The 15,548-nt window shown below is 56.7% G+C and carries 12 protein-coding genes and 1 riboswitch; all 12 genes read left to right on the top strand.

Translation table 11 applies throughout. From position 1 onward, the window contains the following. Position 1 precedes the first annotated feature (1 nt). The 12 genes from J7399_RS17870 to J7399_RS17815 all read left to right on the top strand — a co-directional run bounded on the left by J7399_RS17870 (position 2) and on the right by J7399_RS17815 (position 15,495). On the top strand, positions 2-1,636 hold the full coding sequence (locus J7399_RS17870) for a hypothetical protein (protein WP_209088338.1): 1,635 nt from the start codon (positions 2-4) through the stop codon (positions 1,634-1,636). A 6-nt stretch (positions 1,637-1,642) separates the two neighbouring features. Beyond that, positions 1,643-3,100, top strand: a complete 1,458-nt coding sequence (locus J7399_RS17865; RefSeq protein WP_209088335.1) for an oligosaccharide flippase family protein — start codon at positions 1,643-1,645, stop codon at positions 3,098-3,100. A gap of 497 nt (positions 3,101-3,597) precedes the next feature. Continuing rightward, complete coding sequence (locus J7399_RS17860; protein ID WP_209088332.1) at positions 3,598-5,343, top strand: hypothetical protein; 1,746 nt, start codon at positions 3,598-3,600, stop codon at positions 5,341-5,343. A 144-nt stretch (positions 5,344-5,487) separates the two neighbouring features. Beyond that, positions 5,488-6,480, top strand: coding sequence for an NAD-dependent epimerase/dehydratase family protein (locus J7399_RS17855; RefSeq protein ID WP_209088329.1), 993 nt, complete (start codon positions 5,488-5,490; stop codon positions 6,478-6,480). 347 nt (positions 6,481-6,827) lie between these two features. Then, positions 6,828-8,999 (top strand): exopolysaccharide transport family protein, encoded by a 2,172-nt coding sequence (locus J7399_RS17850; protein WP_209088324.1) that lies wholly within the window; start codon positions 6,828-6,830, stop codon positions 8,997-8,999. Between the two features lie 90 nt (positions 9,000-9,089). Next, positions 9,090-10,502: a GMC family oxidoreductase gene (locus J7399_RS21215; RefSeq protein ID WP_209088321.1), complete on the top strand. Its 1,413-nt coding sequence runs from the start codon at positions 9,090-9,092 to the stop codon at positions 10,500-10,502. Beyond that, positions 10,499-10,924, top strand: coding sequence for a hypothetical protein (locus J7399_RS17840; RefSeq protein WP_209088318.1), 426 nt, complete (start codon positions 10,499-10,501; stop codon positions 10,922-10,924). The genes J7399_RS21215 and J7399_RS17840 overlap by 4 nt, the downstream gene beginning before the upstream one ends. Before the next feature lie 168 nt (positions 10,925-11,092). Beyond that, a riboswitch (cobalamin riboswitch) is annotated at positions 11,093-11,282 on the top strand. A gap of 82 nt (positions 11,283-11,364) precedes the next feature. Then, positions 11,365-11,586 (top strand): glutaredoxin-like protein NrdH, encoded by a 222-nt coding sequence (gene nrdH / locus J7399_RS17835; protein WP_209065525.1) that lies wholly within the window; start codon positions 11,365-11,367, stop codon positions 11,584-11,586. A 5-nt stretch (positions 11,587-11,591) separates the two neighbouring features. Continuing rightward, a complete protein-coding gene (gene nrdI, locus J7399_RS17830; RefSeq protein WP_209065526.1) occupies positions 11,592-12,020 on the top strand; it encodes a class Ib ribonucleoside-diphosphate reductase assembly flavoprotein NrdI in 429 nt (142 codons plus the stop codon). Beyond that, positions 12,002-14,125, top strand: a complete 2,124-nt coding sequence (gene nrdE, locus J7399_RS17825) for a class 1b ribonucleoside-diphosphate reductase subunit alpha (protein WP_209088315.1) — start codon at positions 12,002-12,004, stop codon at positions 14,123-14,125. The genes nrdI and nrdE overlap by 19 nt, the downstream gene beginning before the upstream one ends. Positions 14,126-14,137: 12 nt before the next feature. Continuing rightward, on the top strand, positions 14,138-15,109 hold the full coding sequence (gene nrdF / locus J7399_RS17820) for a class 1b ribonucleoside-diphosphate reductase subunit beta (protein ID WP_209088311.1): 972 nt from the start codon (positions 14,138-14,140) through the stop codon (positions 15,107-15,109). After that, positions 15,109-15,495: a nucleoside triphosphate pyrophosphohydrolase family protein gene (locus J7399_RS17815; protein ID WP_209088308.1), complete on the top strand. Its 387-nt coding sequence runs from the start codon at positions 15,109-15,111 to the stop codon at positions 15,493-15,495. The genes nrdF and J7399_RS17815 overlap by 1 nt, the downstream gene beginning before the upstream one ends. Positions 15,496-15,548 lie beyond the last annotated feature (53 nt).

Here is a 15,548-nt window from a genome sequence, read left to right as displayed (position 1 = left end):
GATGTATCAGCCACATAAATTCCAAGATTTTATACTGGCCTTCGGGCTGACCTGCATTGGGGCGGCGCTGGCGTGGTTTCTGTCTGGCGGTCTGCCGTTCATTGGCATTGATGATGCGGCGATCACCCGATCCTATGCTGAAAACGTCGCCAATGGGGCGGGGTATGTCTACAACGTGGGCGGCGAAAAGGTCGAAGGCTCCACCGCGTTTCTGTGGATGAGCATACTGACGGTGGCCTATAGTCTGACGCCCACGCCGGAGTTTCTGATCATCGGATTATGTGCGCTGTTTGCACTGGGCGCGGTCTATATCACGCTGCGTCTGGTGCGGGCGCTGACCGATTGGCTGGACGTGCCAACCGGACCGGCGCTGTGGACCATGGCGCTCTTCCTGATGGCCAGCCCGGGGTATTTCATGTGGTCGGTCTGGACCATGATGGAGCTGGCGCTGTGGTCTATGATGGTGATTTGGCTGGTGTTTCTGCTGGCCAAGCGGGTGGAGGACGACTTTGGCCCCGGCAACGGGCTGGGGCTGGTTCTGGCAGCCGCATTGATGCCCTTGGTGCGTCCTGAAGGTATTTTGGTGGCAGTGGGGCTGATCTGTCTGAGCTTTTTGCTCTCGCTGCGGTCCTGGCGCGTTCTGGGGCTGTCTGTCCTCGCGGCGGGCGGCTCCTTTGTGGCGGTCACCTTTTTCCGGCTGAGCTATTTTGGCCAGCCGTTCCCCAACACTTTTTATGCCAAGGTTTCCTCTGACCGGCTGCAGGGGCTGGCGGACGGGATGAAATATCTCTTTGATTTCCTGCTGCGCAGCCCATTCACGGATATTTTGGTGATGATCTGGCTGGGGCTGACCTTTTGGGCGCTGTTTGAGGCGCGGCACAGCCGCCCCGGCACGCGCGCGCTGATCGTCGCAGCCGCGGCCATTTTTGGCCTGCTGATGACCTATGCGGCGCTTGGTGGCGATCACTTTGTGCTCTGGCGGTTCTATCAGCCGGTGGCCCCGTTGCTGCCAATTGCGCTGGCGCTTCTGGTTGCTTTGGGGGCTGGGATGCCCTCCACAACCCTTGGTGCGGCGAAGGTGGCCGGCGCGGTTGCTGCGCTTGGCATCATGTTGATTGGCTGGGGGCAATATTACCAATCACGCTTTGATATCCGCAAAGAATATGTGCTGGTGGAGCAGGGGCTCGATTTTGGCGCGTTCCTGAATGAGGTGGAGCCGCGCCCCTCAATTGGTGTGGGTCCGGCCGGCGGCATTGCGCTGGCGTATGACGGCCACATCTATGATCTGCTTGGGCTGAACTGGGTTGAGATGGCGCATGCCAATCCCGTGAAGATCGGGATGCGCAACCACGCGAGTTTTGACAAGCCGACATTCTGGAAGCACCAGCCGGATGTGCTTGCCGCCTTCAACCGGGCCTGCACAAAAGATCAGGGGCTGGCGTTCTGGTCACATGCGGACAGCGCGTTTGACGGGCTGTATTCGGATGCGGATTTTCGGGCGGCCTATGTGCCGGTCGCCTTTCGAAACACGACCCAATGCTGGCCAAGTTTCGCGCGGCATGAGTGGTTGGCAAAAGCGACCCCAAGTGATGCGATCCTGGTCTATGATTGGGCAGATGTGATCAAGCTGGACTGATCCGCTATGGGCTCTGAAAACGGCAACACCGGCCATTCCACCAAGGGATTTTTTGTCAACGTCGGCTCGCTTGTGTCTGCGCGCCTGTTTCTGGCGTTGTCGCAGATTTTGGTTTTGCCGGTGGTGGCGCGTTATCTCACGGTGGATGAGTTTGCCCTGATTGCCATGGCGATGTCTCTGATCGTCTTTTGCAGCGTTTTGAGCGATGCGGGGCTTGGGCGGTCGTTGATCCGGACGCCGGAGTATGACCATGACGAATGGGTCAGTGTGTTCTGGCTGCTTGTGATGGTGGGGGGCGGTTTGATGGCTATCATTCTGCTGGCCGCGCCGCTTTGGGCGTCATTTTTTGAGCAGCCTGAGCTGGTGAAGATCATCGCGGCGCTGTCGGTGGTGCCTCTGATGCAGGCCATTGCCGCCACGCCCAACGCAGAGATCGAGCGGCGGGAAAATTACACAGGCATTGCCAAGGTGCAGACCATCACCACGGTGTTTAGCCTTGGCGCGGTGGTGATACTTGCGGTGCTCGGCGCCGGTGTCTGGGCGCTTGTCGCGCAACAGCTGGCGCTGGCCGGGGTCAGATTGGCCGGTATTCTGTACCTGTCCGAGTTTCGCCCCACGCGGGTATTCCGCCCCGCTCTGGTGAGGCCGCACCTTGAGTTTGCCCGAAATGCTTTGATTGTGTCGGCCATTTCGGCTGTCAAAGCGCAGTCAGCGGTGATGAGTATCGGGAAGTTCAACGGGGAGGCGGCACTGGGTCTGTTCTCCATGAGCGCTCGATTTTCCAAATTGCCTCAGTTTGGGCTCGTTGGACCAGCGTCCACGATTGTTTACGTTCGTATGGCGAAGGCTCAGCATGATCCCAAGCGGCTGGTCGACATCTATCTCAGCGCGATGAACCTGATGGCGACGGTTCTGTTTCCCATTCTGGCCGTGACAGCGGCTGCGGGGACGGCGGTGTTTACCGTGGTGCTCTCAGATGATTGGGCGCAGGTTGCACCGATTTTTGCCTTGTCGATTGCAGGGCTGACATTTGAGGCAATTGCGGTGGTTTTACTGTCCTGTATTTTCCGGGCGACCAATCGCACCGACTTGCATGTGCGCCTTATGACGGAATCCGCGGTCCTCTATACGGTTATGGTACTCTGCGCCGCTGCATTCTCGGATGTGCTCGGCGTGGCGACGGTGATCACGGTCTGGGGGCTGGTCATTGTGCCGCGTGGTTGGATTTTGGCGCAGAAAATCGTGCCGATCAGCCTGGCAGATTGCGTCAATGCGATCGCCGCGCCGCTTCTGCTTTCGGTAGGTCTGGTCTGCGCCCATATTGGGCTGCGTACACTCTGGGAGCCGGGTCATGTTGTGGAAATTCTATTGTCCGGGGGGCTGCTTGTGGTGGGACTTGGCGGCACCATTTTGATGCGCCGCAAGACACTTCTGGAAGCGATTGGGACGTTCAAACAGGCCTGAAAAAGTCAATTTGCGCAGCTTTTGTGCAGCGGTGTTTTTTCAAGGCATGAAATGCGCGGAAACGGGTGATCGCCATATTTGACTGGCAAAAATGATGGGAAGACGGTAAGAAATAGTATATTCTTTAACGTGTATTTTTCTGCATTTGTTCAATTTTGTTTTTTGTTTTGAGGAGTTGGCGACGCATGTGCGGGCACATGGCTGTTGTGGTCCCTAAGGGGCATCTGTTTGAATATTGAAAATCCGGAATTCAGTCAGATGATTTGGGGGGTAGCGGAGTTGTAATTTTGGGTGTTCACGCAATTTTGCATGCGGGAAAGCAACACTCGAGCTATCATCAACCAAAGACAAAACAACATGTATGCATATGATATTTGGTCGAATATTCTGATTATATATTGCTGAATTTCTTTTGGGGGTGCGGTTATTGGGATGCCGCCTGAAGACGAAGCATTTGGTCGTCCGTTATTTTCTTGGGCGATCCAAGGAAGTGAATTGTGTTTGGAAGTTTAGAAGAAAATACTGCGCGGCCCGGTCGGGATGACACCAAATCGCACCTGCTGCGACTTCTGGGAATTGGCCTGATTTCGTTTGTGATGGCGATGCTCACCCGGGTGGGGCTGATCAACCATCCTCTGATCTATGATGAGCTTTATCAGTATTTGCCCTCGGTGAGTTGGCAGGAAAATCAGACCTTCACGGTGCTTGACGGGATCTATGACCGTGCCGCCCGGTTTTCGCAGTTCATAGCTTTCAGTTTTGACGTGATTGGTGAGCAATCGGCCTTTTCGGCGCGGCTGATTCCGTCGGTGATCCCGGGCGCGCTGTTGGTGGCGCTTATTGTGTCTTGGGCTTATCACGTTAGCGGGCGCGTCGCGGCGCTGATTGCGCTGTGCTTTTTACTGTTTTGGCCCAACGGCATTGAGGTTTCCCAGTACATCCGGTTCTACTCCGCCCAAGGTGTGCTTTTTGTGGCGGGCGCCTTGCTGGTTTACACCGCGCTGACGGAGATTTCTTCTGTGATCTGGCGCGCGGCGGCGCTGGTTGCGGCGGCTGTTGCGTTCCTTGTGGCGCTGGATTTGCAGATGCTGACCGCGCTTGGCGTCGGGGCGATCCTGCTGTGGGTGCTGGTGGTTTATATGCCTGGCTGGCTGCGCCGGTACCCCATGCTTTGGTGGCTCAATGGTGCTATCGTGCTTGGCCTGGCGATCTTCTTTCTCAGCGGTGTGGCGTCGGAGGAAATCAACTGGCTTTGGACCACTTACAACTGGGAACCTTGGCCGCATGTGGATGATACGACGTTTTATCACCGCAATTTCCGCGACAATTACCCGACCTTCTGGACGCTGTTTCCGGTGATTGCGCTGATTGCGCTGCGGGCCAATTTTATGCCGGCCTCGTTTTGTCTCGCGCTTTTTGTCACCACCTTTCTGCTGCAGTCGTTTGGCGGTCTGAAAAACATTCGCTACCTCTATCCGACGATGCCGTTTTTCTTTGTTTTATGGGGCATTGGCTTGCAGGCGGTGCTGCCGGTGTTTTGGCGTTTCCTGAAGACCAGCGCGACGGAGGCGTCGGGCAATTTTGTGCCAGCAGTGCTGAAAAAGCCTCTGGCATTTGCGGTTTTGGGGATCAGCGCGGGCTTTTTGATCTTTGCCAATCCCGCCCTGCCACGCAGCGCCAAGCTGATCCTGGGCCAAGATGAGAACATGCTGCTGGGTAAGACGCGCTGGCAGTGGGAAGGCGCGGAGGCGTTTTTGACACCCTGGCTGGCGGACAATCCTTTGATTGTCACGGACGAGGAGATGCGGGCTGTGGAATGGCTGGGGGACTTTGATCTCGCTTACAACAAGCCCAGATTCTCCGAGCTGCTTTATAGCGTCAGTCCTGATGCACCGCCTTTTTCGGTGGATCGGCGCACCGGACGGCCGTTGATTGGAGACTATGCTGATTTCCGTCTGGTGGTGTTTTGCCATCCCGTAGGTGTTTTTGTCACAAACGAGGCGGGTGCTCGCAATGGCAATATTTTGCGTCTGCTGCAGGAGGCGCGGAGCGCGGATTTGAGTGTGTCGCTGCAGACCGGCCGGGGGATGGCGATGGTTGGCTGGCGGCACAAAGCGCATATGGAGCTGCCGGAAGACTGTCGCAAGGTTCCGAATTTTGGTGATCCGTCTGCGGCCGGTCGGATTCTGTCTGGTGAATCCGTGCCGTGGAGTGTCGCGTCGTCCACAGTTCGGACACATTGAGAAGGGGATATTCTGTCGGCCAAAAGCGTGACTGCTTTCCATATTTGAGGACAAGGTTCACGAAACTGCGCCGCAGGTCGTTTAAGTTTTGGGGCAGATATTACGGATCTGCTTTTGAGAATTGATTTTTAGGAGTGCGAATTTATGAGCTCGGAGCCAATTTATCTCGTCACAGGTGCCGCGGGTTTTGTGGGAGAGCATCTCGTGCGGCACCTGAAAGGCGCTGGTGTCAAAGTGCGGGCGATGGTGCGCAAGCCCGCGCAGGCGGAGGCGTTAAAATCTCTGGTAGATGAGGTGGTTGTCGCGGATCTCGCGCAACCTGAAAGCCTGCCTGCGGCCGTGGAAGGGGTGGCTGGCATCTATCATCTGGCGAGTATTTTCCGGCAAGAAGGGCTGCCGGATGAGACTTTCTATGACATCAATGCCGAGGGCACGCGGCGCATTTTTGAAGCGGCGATTGCGGCCGGGGTGCCGCGCATCATTCATTGCTCCACCAACGGTGTGCACAGTGACATTGATCACCCTCCGGCAACCGAAGACTACCCCTTCAAGCCCGGCGATATCTATCAGGAAACCAAGCTTGCCGGTGAGGAGATCGCCTCAGAGTATTTTGCGGATGGTCGTATGGCTGGCGTTGTGCTGCGGCCGACGATGATTTGGGGGCCGGGCGATGACCGGACGCTCAAAATGTTCCGCATGATCCAAAAAGGGCGTTTCTTCTTTGTCGGTGATGGCGGCACGCTGCACCATTGGGTTGATGTGCGCGATTTGGCGGCGGCGTTCCGGCAGGCGATGGAAAGCGACGTCAACAATGAGGCTTTCCTGATTGGCGGGCGAGAATATGTGTCATTGCGCAATATCGCAAACGAGATCGCCGATCAGCTGGGCAAACCCAAACCAAGTTTGCGTGTGCCGGTTGGGCCTATGATGCTTTTGGCGCATGCCACGGAAATTGTCTGCAAGCCCTTGGGAATTGAGCCGCCGATTTTTCGGCGCCGCGTCGGATTCTTTATCAAAAATCGCGCATATGACATTTCAAAAGCGCATCGCATTCTCAATTTCCAACCCAAGCAGGATATTGCAGGGGAAATTGCAGATATTATCGAGGCTTACAAGAGTGATGGAAAATTGGCCTAAGGTCATTGAATTTAAGATTGCCGCCCAATTTGCGCCTGATTTTTCTGTTAATATTTCAATTATGAAGAAAGGATAGTGACGTTTAAACCACATGCTTTGTCGATATTGCCCGGTGTTAACCAGCTTAACGTAATTTTATTGTAGGAAAGTTGCGTGCATTGCTTAGCATAAAATTGATTTTGCGGTTTGAAGCCGAAGTTTAATAATACCACTGGGGAAGGGGTAAACGCTCGGTAAGTCTATGAGATTTCGAAATACTGTCGGGAAGAACCGCGACTCGACGGAATACAAATGAGTTTCTTTGAATACCAATGAATAGAGTTCTTTCACCTGATAGAAAGTTGGAGATGCGTCTGCCCAAAGCTGCGACATCTGCTCCGAAAATGCTGGAATTTTCCGATGTTATTCGCGCGTTGCGGCATCGGATTGCGCTTGTGCTTGCCACGGGCGTACTTTGTCTGGGGGGCGCGGTTTACTACCTGTCGTCCATCACGCCGACCTATAGTTCCGGCGGCCAGCTTTTGTTGGGTGGGCAGGGGCTCAGTGAACAGAACTCTTTTGATCTTGTGGAAGCTCAGGTGCTGAGCAACGCGGTGATCGAGGGGGAGATCGCGATTATGCGGTCCAATGAAATCCTCATCAACGTGGTGCAGAAGCTCAATCTGGATGAGGATCCGGAATTCAATCCAAGTTTGCGTGAAAAGCAGGTGCCCAATCCGGTGGTGACCTGGCTCAAGGATACAGCCAAAACCATTCTGGGCCGAGGCGAGAGCGCAGCGGATGATGAGGTGGTTGTTGTTGAAACAGCCTCCAATACAGCGGTTTTGGAGGCGGCCTCTCTGAACGAGCAGACCCTCGGTGAATATGGCACCTCAGTCGGCATTTTGCGCAAGGGTCTGTCCATTCGTCAGCAGGGTACCTCGTTTCTGATGGCGGTTCAGGCCACGTCGGAGAGCCCACAAAAGGCGGCGGCGATTTCCAACACGGTGATGACGGAATATATTCGCGTGCTTGCGGATAAACGGTTCCAGACGGCAAGCCGTTTCACCGGCTGGCTGGAGGGTCGGGTTGAGGAGCTTGCGAGCAACCTTGAAGAATCCGAGCGTGCCGTTTTGGAGCTGCGCAGCGTCATGGAGGCGGATGCTGACAATGGTGCCCGTCTGGATCAGCAGATGCAGGAGTTCACCACCAAGCTGGTGAACGCGCGGGCGGAGCTGGCGCAGGCAGAGGCGCAGGTGCGTCGGGCGACGCTGGTGAATGAGCAGGATGGCCCGCTGGCGACCGCGAATATTCTTTCCAATGATGCGATTTTTGAGTTCCGTCGGGCGCTGGTGGATCTGCGCCGCGAAGAGGCAGAGGCCTCACTGAGCTTTTCAGATGAGTCCGCGCGGATGGATTCAATCCGCCGTGCGATTTCCAAGACCGAGGCTGAGCTGGCCAATGAGGTTGAGAACCTGATTTTGCAGCTCAACAACCGGGTGGAGACACTGCGGCTCAACGTGCGCACGCTGGAGACCAGCCTGCGCAGCTTTGAAGGGTTGAACCTTGAGCGGTCGCGCCAGCTGATCGAGATGAACCAGCTGCAGCGTGTGGCCGACATCAACCGCCGTGTGTATGAGGACTTCCTGGGGCGGTATCGCGAAATCAGTGAGTTTCAGGAAATTCCGATCTCCGATGCGAAGATCATCCGTTATGCCTCACCACCCAGCAGCCCGTCTCACCCGCGCAAGAAAGTGGCGGCGATCCTGGCGCTGGTTGGCGGGCTTTCGCTGGGGGCGGCTTTGGCCTTCATGCTGGAGTGGCGGCCCAGACGGCTCTCTGAGCCGAGGCAGGTGTCGCGCGCAACTGGATTGCCGGTGTTTGGCAACACCCCCCGCTTGAAGAAGATCCGCTCGGCTGAGAAGCTGGTTGCACAGCTTTCCAACGATGAGGCCTTTGCGCAGGCGGCGCTGAAGCTGGCGGATAACATCAATCTGCACAGCGAACGATCGCTGAGGTCTCTGTTTGTGACCTCCTATGATGCCAACCAGAGCCGGACCAACACTGCGATCTTGCTGGCCTGGGCCAATGCGCAACGGGGTCGAAAATGTGTGCTGGTCGACGGAGATTTCCGCACCGCACAGCTGACGGATAGTTTTGGTCTGAATGAACAGGCGAACTTCTTGTCCGCCATTCACAGCGACAAGCCTTTGAGTGAATGTCTGGTGGTGACGGATACGGCGGATGGATTTGACTGTATCGGCGCGGAAGTATCGGCGGCGGATCCCTCTGTGCTTTACAGCTCTGAGCGGATGCAGGACATGATTGCCCTGCTGCGCAAGGTCTATGATGTGGTCATCATTGATGCGCCCAGTCTGGAGGACAGCTCCAACAGCTTTGCCGGTTTGAATTCGCGTGATCTGGGAATCTTCACGATTGAGACCAATAAGATGACGCGCGATGGCATGAACCGCAGCCTGAACATGTTGAGAGATATGGATCTGGGCGGCGCGGGCATTGTCCTGAATGGGGCCAAGTGAAGCGCAAAGCTGAGTGGCGGATGCCTGGGTGCATCGGCCACTTCGCTGTGCCCCGCGTGACATGTGTTTTGATCCAGACATAGGTGCCGTGTGAAACCGATTTCCGCCGCAGATGCTCAGAAGACATCCTGGGACGTGATCCTGGTTGGGACGAGCTTTGCCTCCTGTTTTTTCGCCTACAAGCTGAAAGGGCGCGGCCTGAGGGTTCTGTTTCTGGAGCGTGGTCCGTTTATTGATCATGACACCCAGCTGGAAACCCGCGTTCCGCACCCAACAGGCGGTGTGGCGCAGGAAAACAGCTCTGGCCAGCGCAAGGACTGGACCGTGCGGCACCAGTTTGGCGGCTGCTCAAACTGTTGGTGGGGGAACACGCCGCGCCTGCAGCCGAGCGATTTTGAGCTGTTTTCAAGATATGGCGTGGCGCAAGACTGGCCGGTGTCTTACGGCGACATAGAGCCTTACATGGTGGAAGCCGAGTATCTGATGGATATCGCCGGTTCCGATGAGGCGGGATATGCGCCCCGGAGTGCCCCGTTTCCGTTTCCGCCGCATGCGCCAACGCGGGCGGAGCGCAAGCTGTTTGCCCAAGAGCCTAGCTGGCAACCGATGCCCTGCGCGCGTTCCAATGGGGGGCGTCGCACCACCTGTTGTGTGTCTGGCGCCTGTAACCTGTGTCCGGTGGATGCGAAGTTCACGATCCTCAATTCTCTGGAGCTGTTTGAGGATGAAGGGTTTCATTATCTGCTGGATGCGGAGTGCCGCACTGTGGAGACTGCTGCGGGTCTCGCCACCGGTGTTGTGGCGCAGACAGCCGAGCTGGGGCCGATCACCTTACGGGCGGATTTTGTCGGGCTTGGGGCCAACCCGATCTTCAATTCGGCAATACTGCTGAGATCAGGCATTGGCTCTGATCTGGTGGGGCGTGGGTTGCATGAACAGGTGGGGCAGTTTGTTTGGGTGAACATTCCGTTTGACAACTATTATGGCGGCACTTCGCTGACCGGGATGGGATACGGATTTTACGATGGGGAGTTTCGTCGCGAGGCGGCGTCTGTCCTCATTGAAAGCTGGAATGCACCGCCGTCTTTGCGCCTTGAGAAAGGAAAATGGCTGCAACGCCTGAAGTTGAAGCTGGTGGCCGAAGATTTGCCGCAGGAGCAGAACCGCGTCGTGTTGAAAGACGACGCGCCGACGATTTTGTGGTCCGGGCACAGCGCCTATGCCTATGCTGGCCTTGCGCGGGCGCGTGAGCGTGTGTCCTCACTGATCCCATTTGACCATGAGATTGTCGGGATAGGGGGCATTGAGCCGACGGAAGCGCATATTATCGGAGGCACCCCCATGGGTACGGGCAGCAAAACCGGTGTGGTGGACAAAAACCTGCGGGTCTTTGGTGTCTCCAATTTGGCCTGTCTTGGGGCTGGGACCTTCACGACCGGGGCGGCTGCGAACCCGACGCTCACGCTGTCGGCGCTGTCGCTTTATGCGGGAGAGCAGCTATGAGTTTGAGGCGGCGCGCGTTTCTGGTGGGGGCAGCCGGTCTGGCGGGGGCGGTTCTGGTGCCTTTGACGCTGGGCGGCACCACGTCATTCCTGCGACGCACGCTGAAGGATCACTTTGGCCCTGAGGCTCTGGAGCTGGCGGGCATTGACGATTTTGTTGACGAGTTCGCCGCCTTGGCCGGAGAGGATGACCCGGCAAAGAAGATCGCGGCGGAGATGTACTTTGGCTGGCATGGGGATCGTGTGAAAATGATCGGCCCGGCCAAGGCGATACAGGAGCGGTTTCTTTTCACCATCCTGCACCGGAGCAACATCATCGCGGTTCAGCAAGGCCGCGCGACAGAGTTTGAATACGGGTCCGTTGATCCTTGGTCACCGGTGTGCGGGCTCTATCTTTCCTCCTTCGCGGATGAAACGCTTTAGGTGAAACGCCGGTGTGCGGCTGGCCATTTTTCTGAGGGTGATGAGATCTTGCGCCGGGATGGCGGTGATGTGGATATCTTGGGCAGATATCCACAGAAACTTTGCATCCATCAACAATAAATCGAAGTCACAATGCCGCTATATATTGACACTATGTGGTGATCACACCCTATATAGGGGTGCTTCGGTTCTTTCGATTCCTGTCGAAGGCTAAGAGGGAAGCCGGTGAAATTCCGGCGCTGCCCCCGCAACTGTAAGCGGATAGCAAGGCTGAATATGCCACTGGGGGCATCCTCGGGAAGGCCAGCCAAGCGTTGATCCGCGAGTCAGGAGACCTGCCGAAAGTGCAAAATGATGACCACGAACGGAGGGTTCGGGGGCGCGTAAGAGGTGGTGCTGCCACTCTGCGTCCTCGGCTTTGACAAAAAGAAAGAGGACAGATGAGCATCATCGTTTATTCCAAACCCGCTTGTGTACAATGCACCGCAACCACACGTGCGCTGGACGCCAAAGGCATCAGCTATGATGTGGTTGATCTGACGCAAGATGACAGCGCGCTGAGCCATGTGACCGAGCTGGGCTATCGTCAGGCGCCAGTGGTTGTGGCGGGTGCGGATCACTGGTCGGGCTTTCGCCCTGACATGATCGCTCAGCTGGCCTAAGGGAGGTGAGCCGCCAATTTCCGGCGCTTGTCTACTATTCCTCAAAATCGGGCAACACCCACCGGTTTGTGACGCGGCTCGGTATTGAAGCCGCGCGCATCTCGGAGGATCCCGACGCGCCGCTCCCTGACCCCAAAGAAGCCTTTGTTCTGATCTGTCCGACCTATGCGGACGGGCAGGGGCGGGGGGCTGTGCCCAAACAGGTGATCCGTTTTCTCAACGACGCCACCAAACGCGCCCACCTTGTTGGGGTGATTGCCACCGGCAATCGCAACTTTGGCGCCACCTACGGGTTGGCCGGGCGCGTCATCGCCGAAAAATGCAACGTCCCGCTGCTCTACACCTTCGAGCTGGCTGGCACCGAAACTGATATTTCCCGCGTCCGTGCGGGGCTGGAAAAGATTGGGAGACCGCTATGCTCGACAGCACAGTGAACGAGCAGGACTATCACGCACTCAACGCGATGCTGAATCTGTATGACGCGGATGGCAACATCCGCTTTGACGCGGATCGCATGGCGGCGCGTCAGTATTTCCTGCAGCATGTGAACCAGAACACCGTTTTCTTCCACTCGCTGGATGAAAAGCTCGGCTATCTGGTGAGCGAAGGCTACTATGAAGAAGCGGTTCTGGATCAATATTCCAAGAACTTCATGCGGGCGATCTGGGAAGCGGCCTATGCCAAGAAATTCCGGTTCCCGACCTTCCTCGGCGCCTTCAAATATTACACCTCCTACACGCTGAAAACCCGCGACGGGCAGCGCTTCTTGGAGCGCTATGAGGACCGTGTGGTGATGACCTCTCTGGCGCTGGCGCGCGGGGATGAGGATCAGGCCATGGCCTTTATGGAAGAGATTCTGGAGGGCCGTTTCCAGCCGGCCACGCCGACCTTCCTGAACGCCGGTAAAGCTTCCCGTGGCGAGCTGATCTCCTGCTTCCTGCTGCGTCTTGAGGACAATATGGAAAGCATCGGCCGCGGCATCAACTCGGCACTGCAACTCTCCAAGCGCGGCGGTGGTGTGGCGCTCTTACTGACCAACATCCGCGAGCATGGTGCGCCGATCAAAGGCATTGAAAACCAGTCCTCGGGCGTGATCCCGGTGATGAAGCTGCTCGAAGACAGCTTTTCTTACGCCAACCAGCTGGGCGCACGTCAGGGCGCAGGCGCGGTCTATCTGAACGCGCACCACCCCGACATCATGCGCTTTCTGGACACCAAGCGTGAAAACGCCGACGAGAAAATCCGCATCAAGACGCTGTCGCTGGGCGTGGTGATCCCCGACATCACCTTTGAACTCGCCAAGAAAAACGCCGATATGTATCTCTTCTCTCCGCATGACGTGGAGAAAGTTTATGGCGTGCCGTTCTCTGAAATCTCGGTGACTGAGAAATACAATGAGATGGTCGAGGACAAGCGCATCCGCAAATCCAAAGTGAACGCGCGCGAATTCTTCCAGACCATTGCCGAAATCCAGTTTGAGAGCGGCTATCCCTACGTGATGTTTGAGGACACGGTGAACCGGATGAACCCGATTGAGGGCCGGATCAACATGTCCAACCTCTGTTCGGAAATCCTGCAGGTCAATGAGGTGTCCGAGTTCAACGAAGACCTCGGCTATGCCAAGATGGGCAGCGATATTTCCTGTAACCTCGGCTCGCTCAACATCGCCAAAACCATGGACGGCAAAGATCTGGGCCGCACCGTGGGGGCCGCGATCCGCGCGCTGACAGCCGTGTCTGAGATGTCCGCAATCGACTCCGTGCCATCGGTGCGCAAAGGCAATGATGACAGCCACGCCATCGGCTTGGGCCAGATGAACCTGCATGGCTTTCTTGCGCGTGAGCACATTCACTATGGCAGCCCGGAAGGCATTGAATTCACATCGGTTTACTTTGCCGCTGTGGCTTTCCACGCGATCCGCACCTCCTGTGATCTGGCGCAAGAGCGCAAGGCTTCCTTCAAGGGTTTCGAGCGCTCTGACTATGCCTCCGGTGTGTTCTTTGACAAATACACCGAACAGGACTGGTTGCCGGAGAGCGAGAAGGTCAAAGCACTGTTTGAGGGGCTCGATCTGCCCACCCGTGAGGATTGGGCTGCACTGAAGGCAGACGTGATGAAACACGGCTTGTTCAACCGCAACCTTCAGGCGGTGCCGCCGACCGGCTCGATCTCCTACATCAACAACTCGACCTCCTCGATCCATCCGATTGTGTCCAAAATTGAGATCCGCAAAGAGGGCAAAATCGGCCGCGTCTACTATCCGGCCGCCTTCATGAACAACGAGAACCTCGAGTACTACCGTGACGCCTATGAAATCGGCCCCGAGGCGCTGATTGATACCTATGCGGCGGCCACCGAACATGTGGATCAGGGCCTGTCGCTGACCCTGTTCTTCCCGGCCGAAGCCACCACGCGCGACATCAACCGTGCCCAGATCTACGCCTGGAAAAAAGGCATCAAAACAATCTATTACGTGCGTCTGCGTCAGGAGGCCCTGGAGGGCACCGAGGTGCAGGGCTGCGTATCCTGCTCGCTGTAAGGGAAGCCTGACATGAAAGACATGATCGAAACCCGCATCCCACGTGCCATCAACTGGAACCGCCTTGAGGACGACAAGGACCTTGAGGTTTGGAACCGTCTGACCGTCAACTTCTGGCTGCCGGAAAAGGTGCCGCTCTCTAACGACATCCCAAGCTGGGGTACGTTGACGGAGCATGAAAAACAGCTCACCATCCGCGTGTTCACCGGGCTGACGTTGCTGGATACCATCCAGAACTCCGTTGGCGCGCCAGCGCTGATGCCCGATGCGATCACCCCGCATGAAGAGGCTGTGCTGACCAATATCGCCTTTATGGAAGCGGTGCATGCGCGTAGCTATTCTTCCATCTTTTCAACGCTTTGCTCCACCAAGGAGATTGATGAGGCGTTCCGCTGGTCGGAAGAAAACCCGCATTTGCAAGCCAAGGCCAAGGCGATCCTTGATACCTATGCGCCGGGCAATGACCCGCTGAAGCGCAAGATTGCTTCGGTGTTCCTTGAGAGCTTTCTGTTTTATTCCGGCTTCTATCTGCCAATGTATTGGTCGAGCCGCGCCAAGCTGACCAACACCGCCGATCTGATCCGCCTGATCATCCGCGACGAGGCGGTGCATGGCTATTACATCGGCTATAAATTCCAGCGCGGCTATGAGCAGCTCGATGAGGCCGGACAGCAGGAGCTGAAGGATTATGCCTTTGGCCTGATGTTTGAGCTTTACGGGATTGAGAACCAATACACTGAAGAGCTCTATGACGAGCTGGGCCTCACTGAGGATGTGAAGGTCTTCCTGCACTACAACGCCAACAAAGCCCTGCAAAATCTCGGCTTTGAAGCGCTGTTCCCGCCGGAAGTCTCCGAGGTGAACCCGGCCATTCTGGCTGCCCTCAGCCCGGACAGCGAAAACCACGACTTCTTCTCCGGCTCGGGCTCTTCCTATGTGATCGGCAAAGCGGTCGCGACCGAAGACGAAGACTGGGATTTCTGATGTCCCGCGACACGCTTGCGCTTGTGAAGGAATGGCATGAGGCCTTTGATGTGCCCGTGGTGGACACACCTGCCATTCCCCACGCGCGTGCGGAGATGCGTCAGGCCATTCTCGAAGAAGAGGTGGCCGAGCTGCGCGCCGCCATTGCGGCCGGGGATATGGTCGAGGTGCTCGATGCGCTCTGTGACATCCAATATGTGCTGGACGGCACCTTTCTGGAGTTTGGCCTGCACAGCCTGAAACCCGCCGCCATGGCCGAGGTGCATGCCTCCAATATGTCCAAGTTGGGTGCCGACGGCCGCCCGGTGCTGCGCGAAGATGGCAAAGTGCTGAAAGGGCCGGATTTTCGGCGGCCCGATCTGGGGCGGGTTTTGAAGGACGGGTGAGTAAGAGGTACGTTGGTCAGGTGGTCGACCCTTGACCACAACAACCAAATAGA

The sequence above is a fragment of the Shimia sp. R9_1 genome (assembly GCF_017743775.1).
Lineage (GTDB): Bacteria > Pseudomonadota > Alphaproteobacteria > Rhodobacterales > Rhodobacteraceae > Shimia.
This window is presented reverse-complemented; position numbering and strand designations above follow the sequence as displayed.

Coding starts and splice junctions, on each gene's coding strand:
- J7399_RS17870 (WP_209088338.1), top strand. CDS start 2: ATGTATCAGCCACATAAATTCCAAGATTTTATACTGGCCTTCGGGCTG.
- J7399_RS17865 (WP_209088335.1), top strand. CDS start 1,643: ATGGGCTCTGAAAACGGCAACACCGGCCATTCCACCAAGGGATTTTTT.
- J7399_RS17855 (WP_209088329.1), top strand. CDS start 5,488: ATGAGCTCGGAGCCAATTTATCTCGTCACAGGTGCCGCGGGTTTTGTG.
- J7399_RS17850 (WP_209088324.1), top strand. CDS start 6,828: ATGCGTCTGCCCAAAGCTGCGACATCTGCTCCGAAAATGCTGGAATTT.
- J7399_RS17840 (WP_209088318.1), top strand. CDS start 10,499: ATGAGTTTGAGGCGGCGCGCGTTTCTGGTGGGGGCAGCCGGTCTGGCG.
- nrdH (WP_209065525.1), top strand. CDS start 11,365: ATGAGCATCATCGTTTATTCCAAACCCGCTTGTGTACAATGCACCGCA.
- nrdE (WP_209088315.1), top strand. CDS start 12,002: ATGCTCGACAGCACAGTGAACGAGCAGGACTATCACGCACTCAACGCG.
- nrdF (WP_209088311.1), top strand. CDS start 14,138: ATGAAAGACATGATCGAAACCCGCATCCCACGTGCCATCAACTGGAAC.
- J7399_RS17815 (WP_209088308.1), top strand. CDS start 15,109: ATGTCCCGCGACACGCTTGCGCTTGTGAAGGAATGGCATGAGGCCTTT.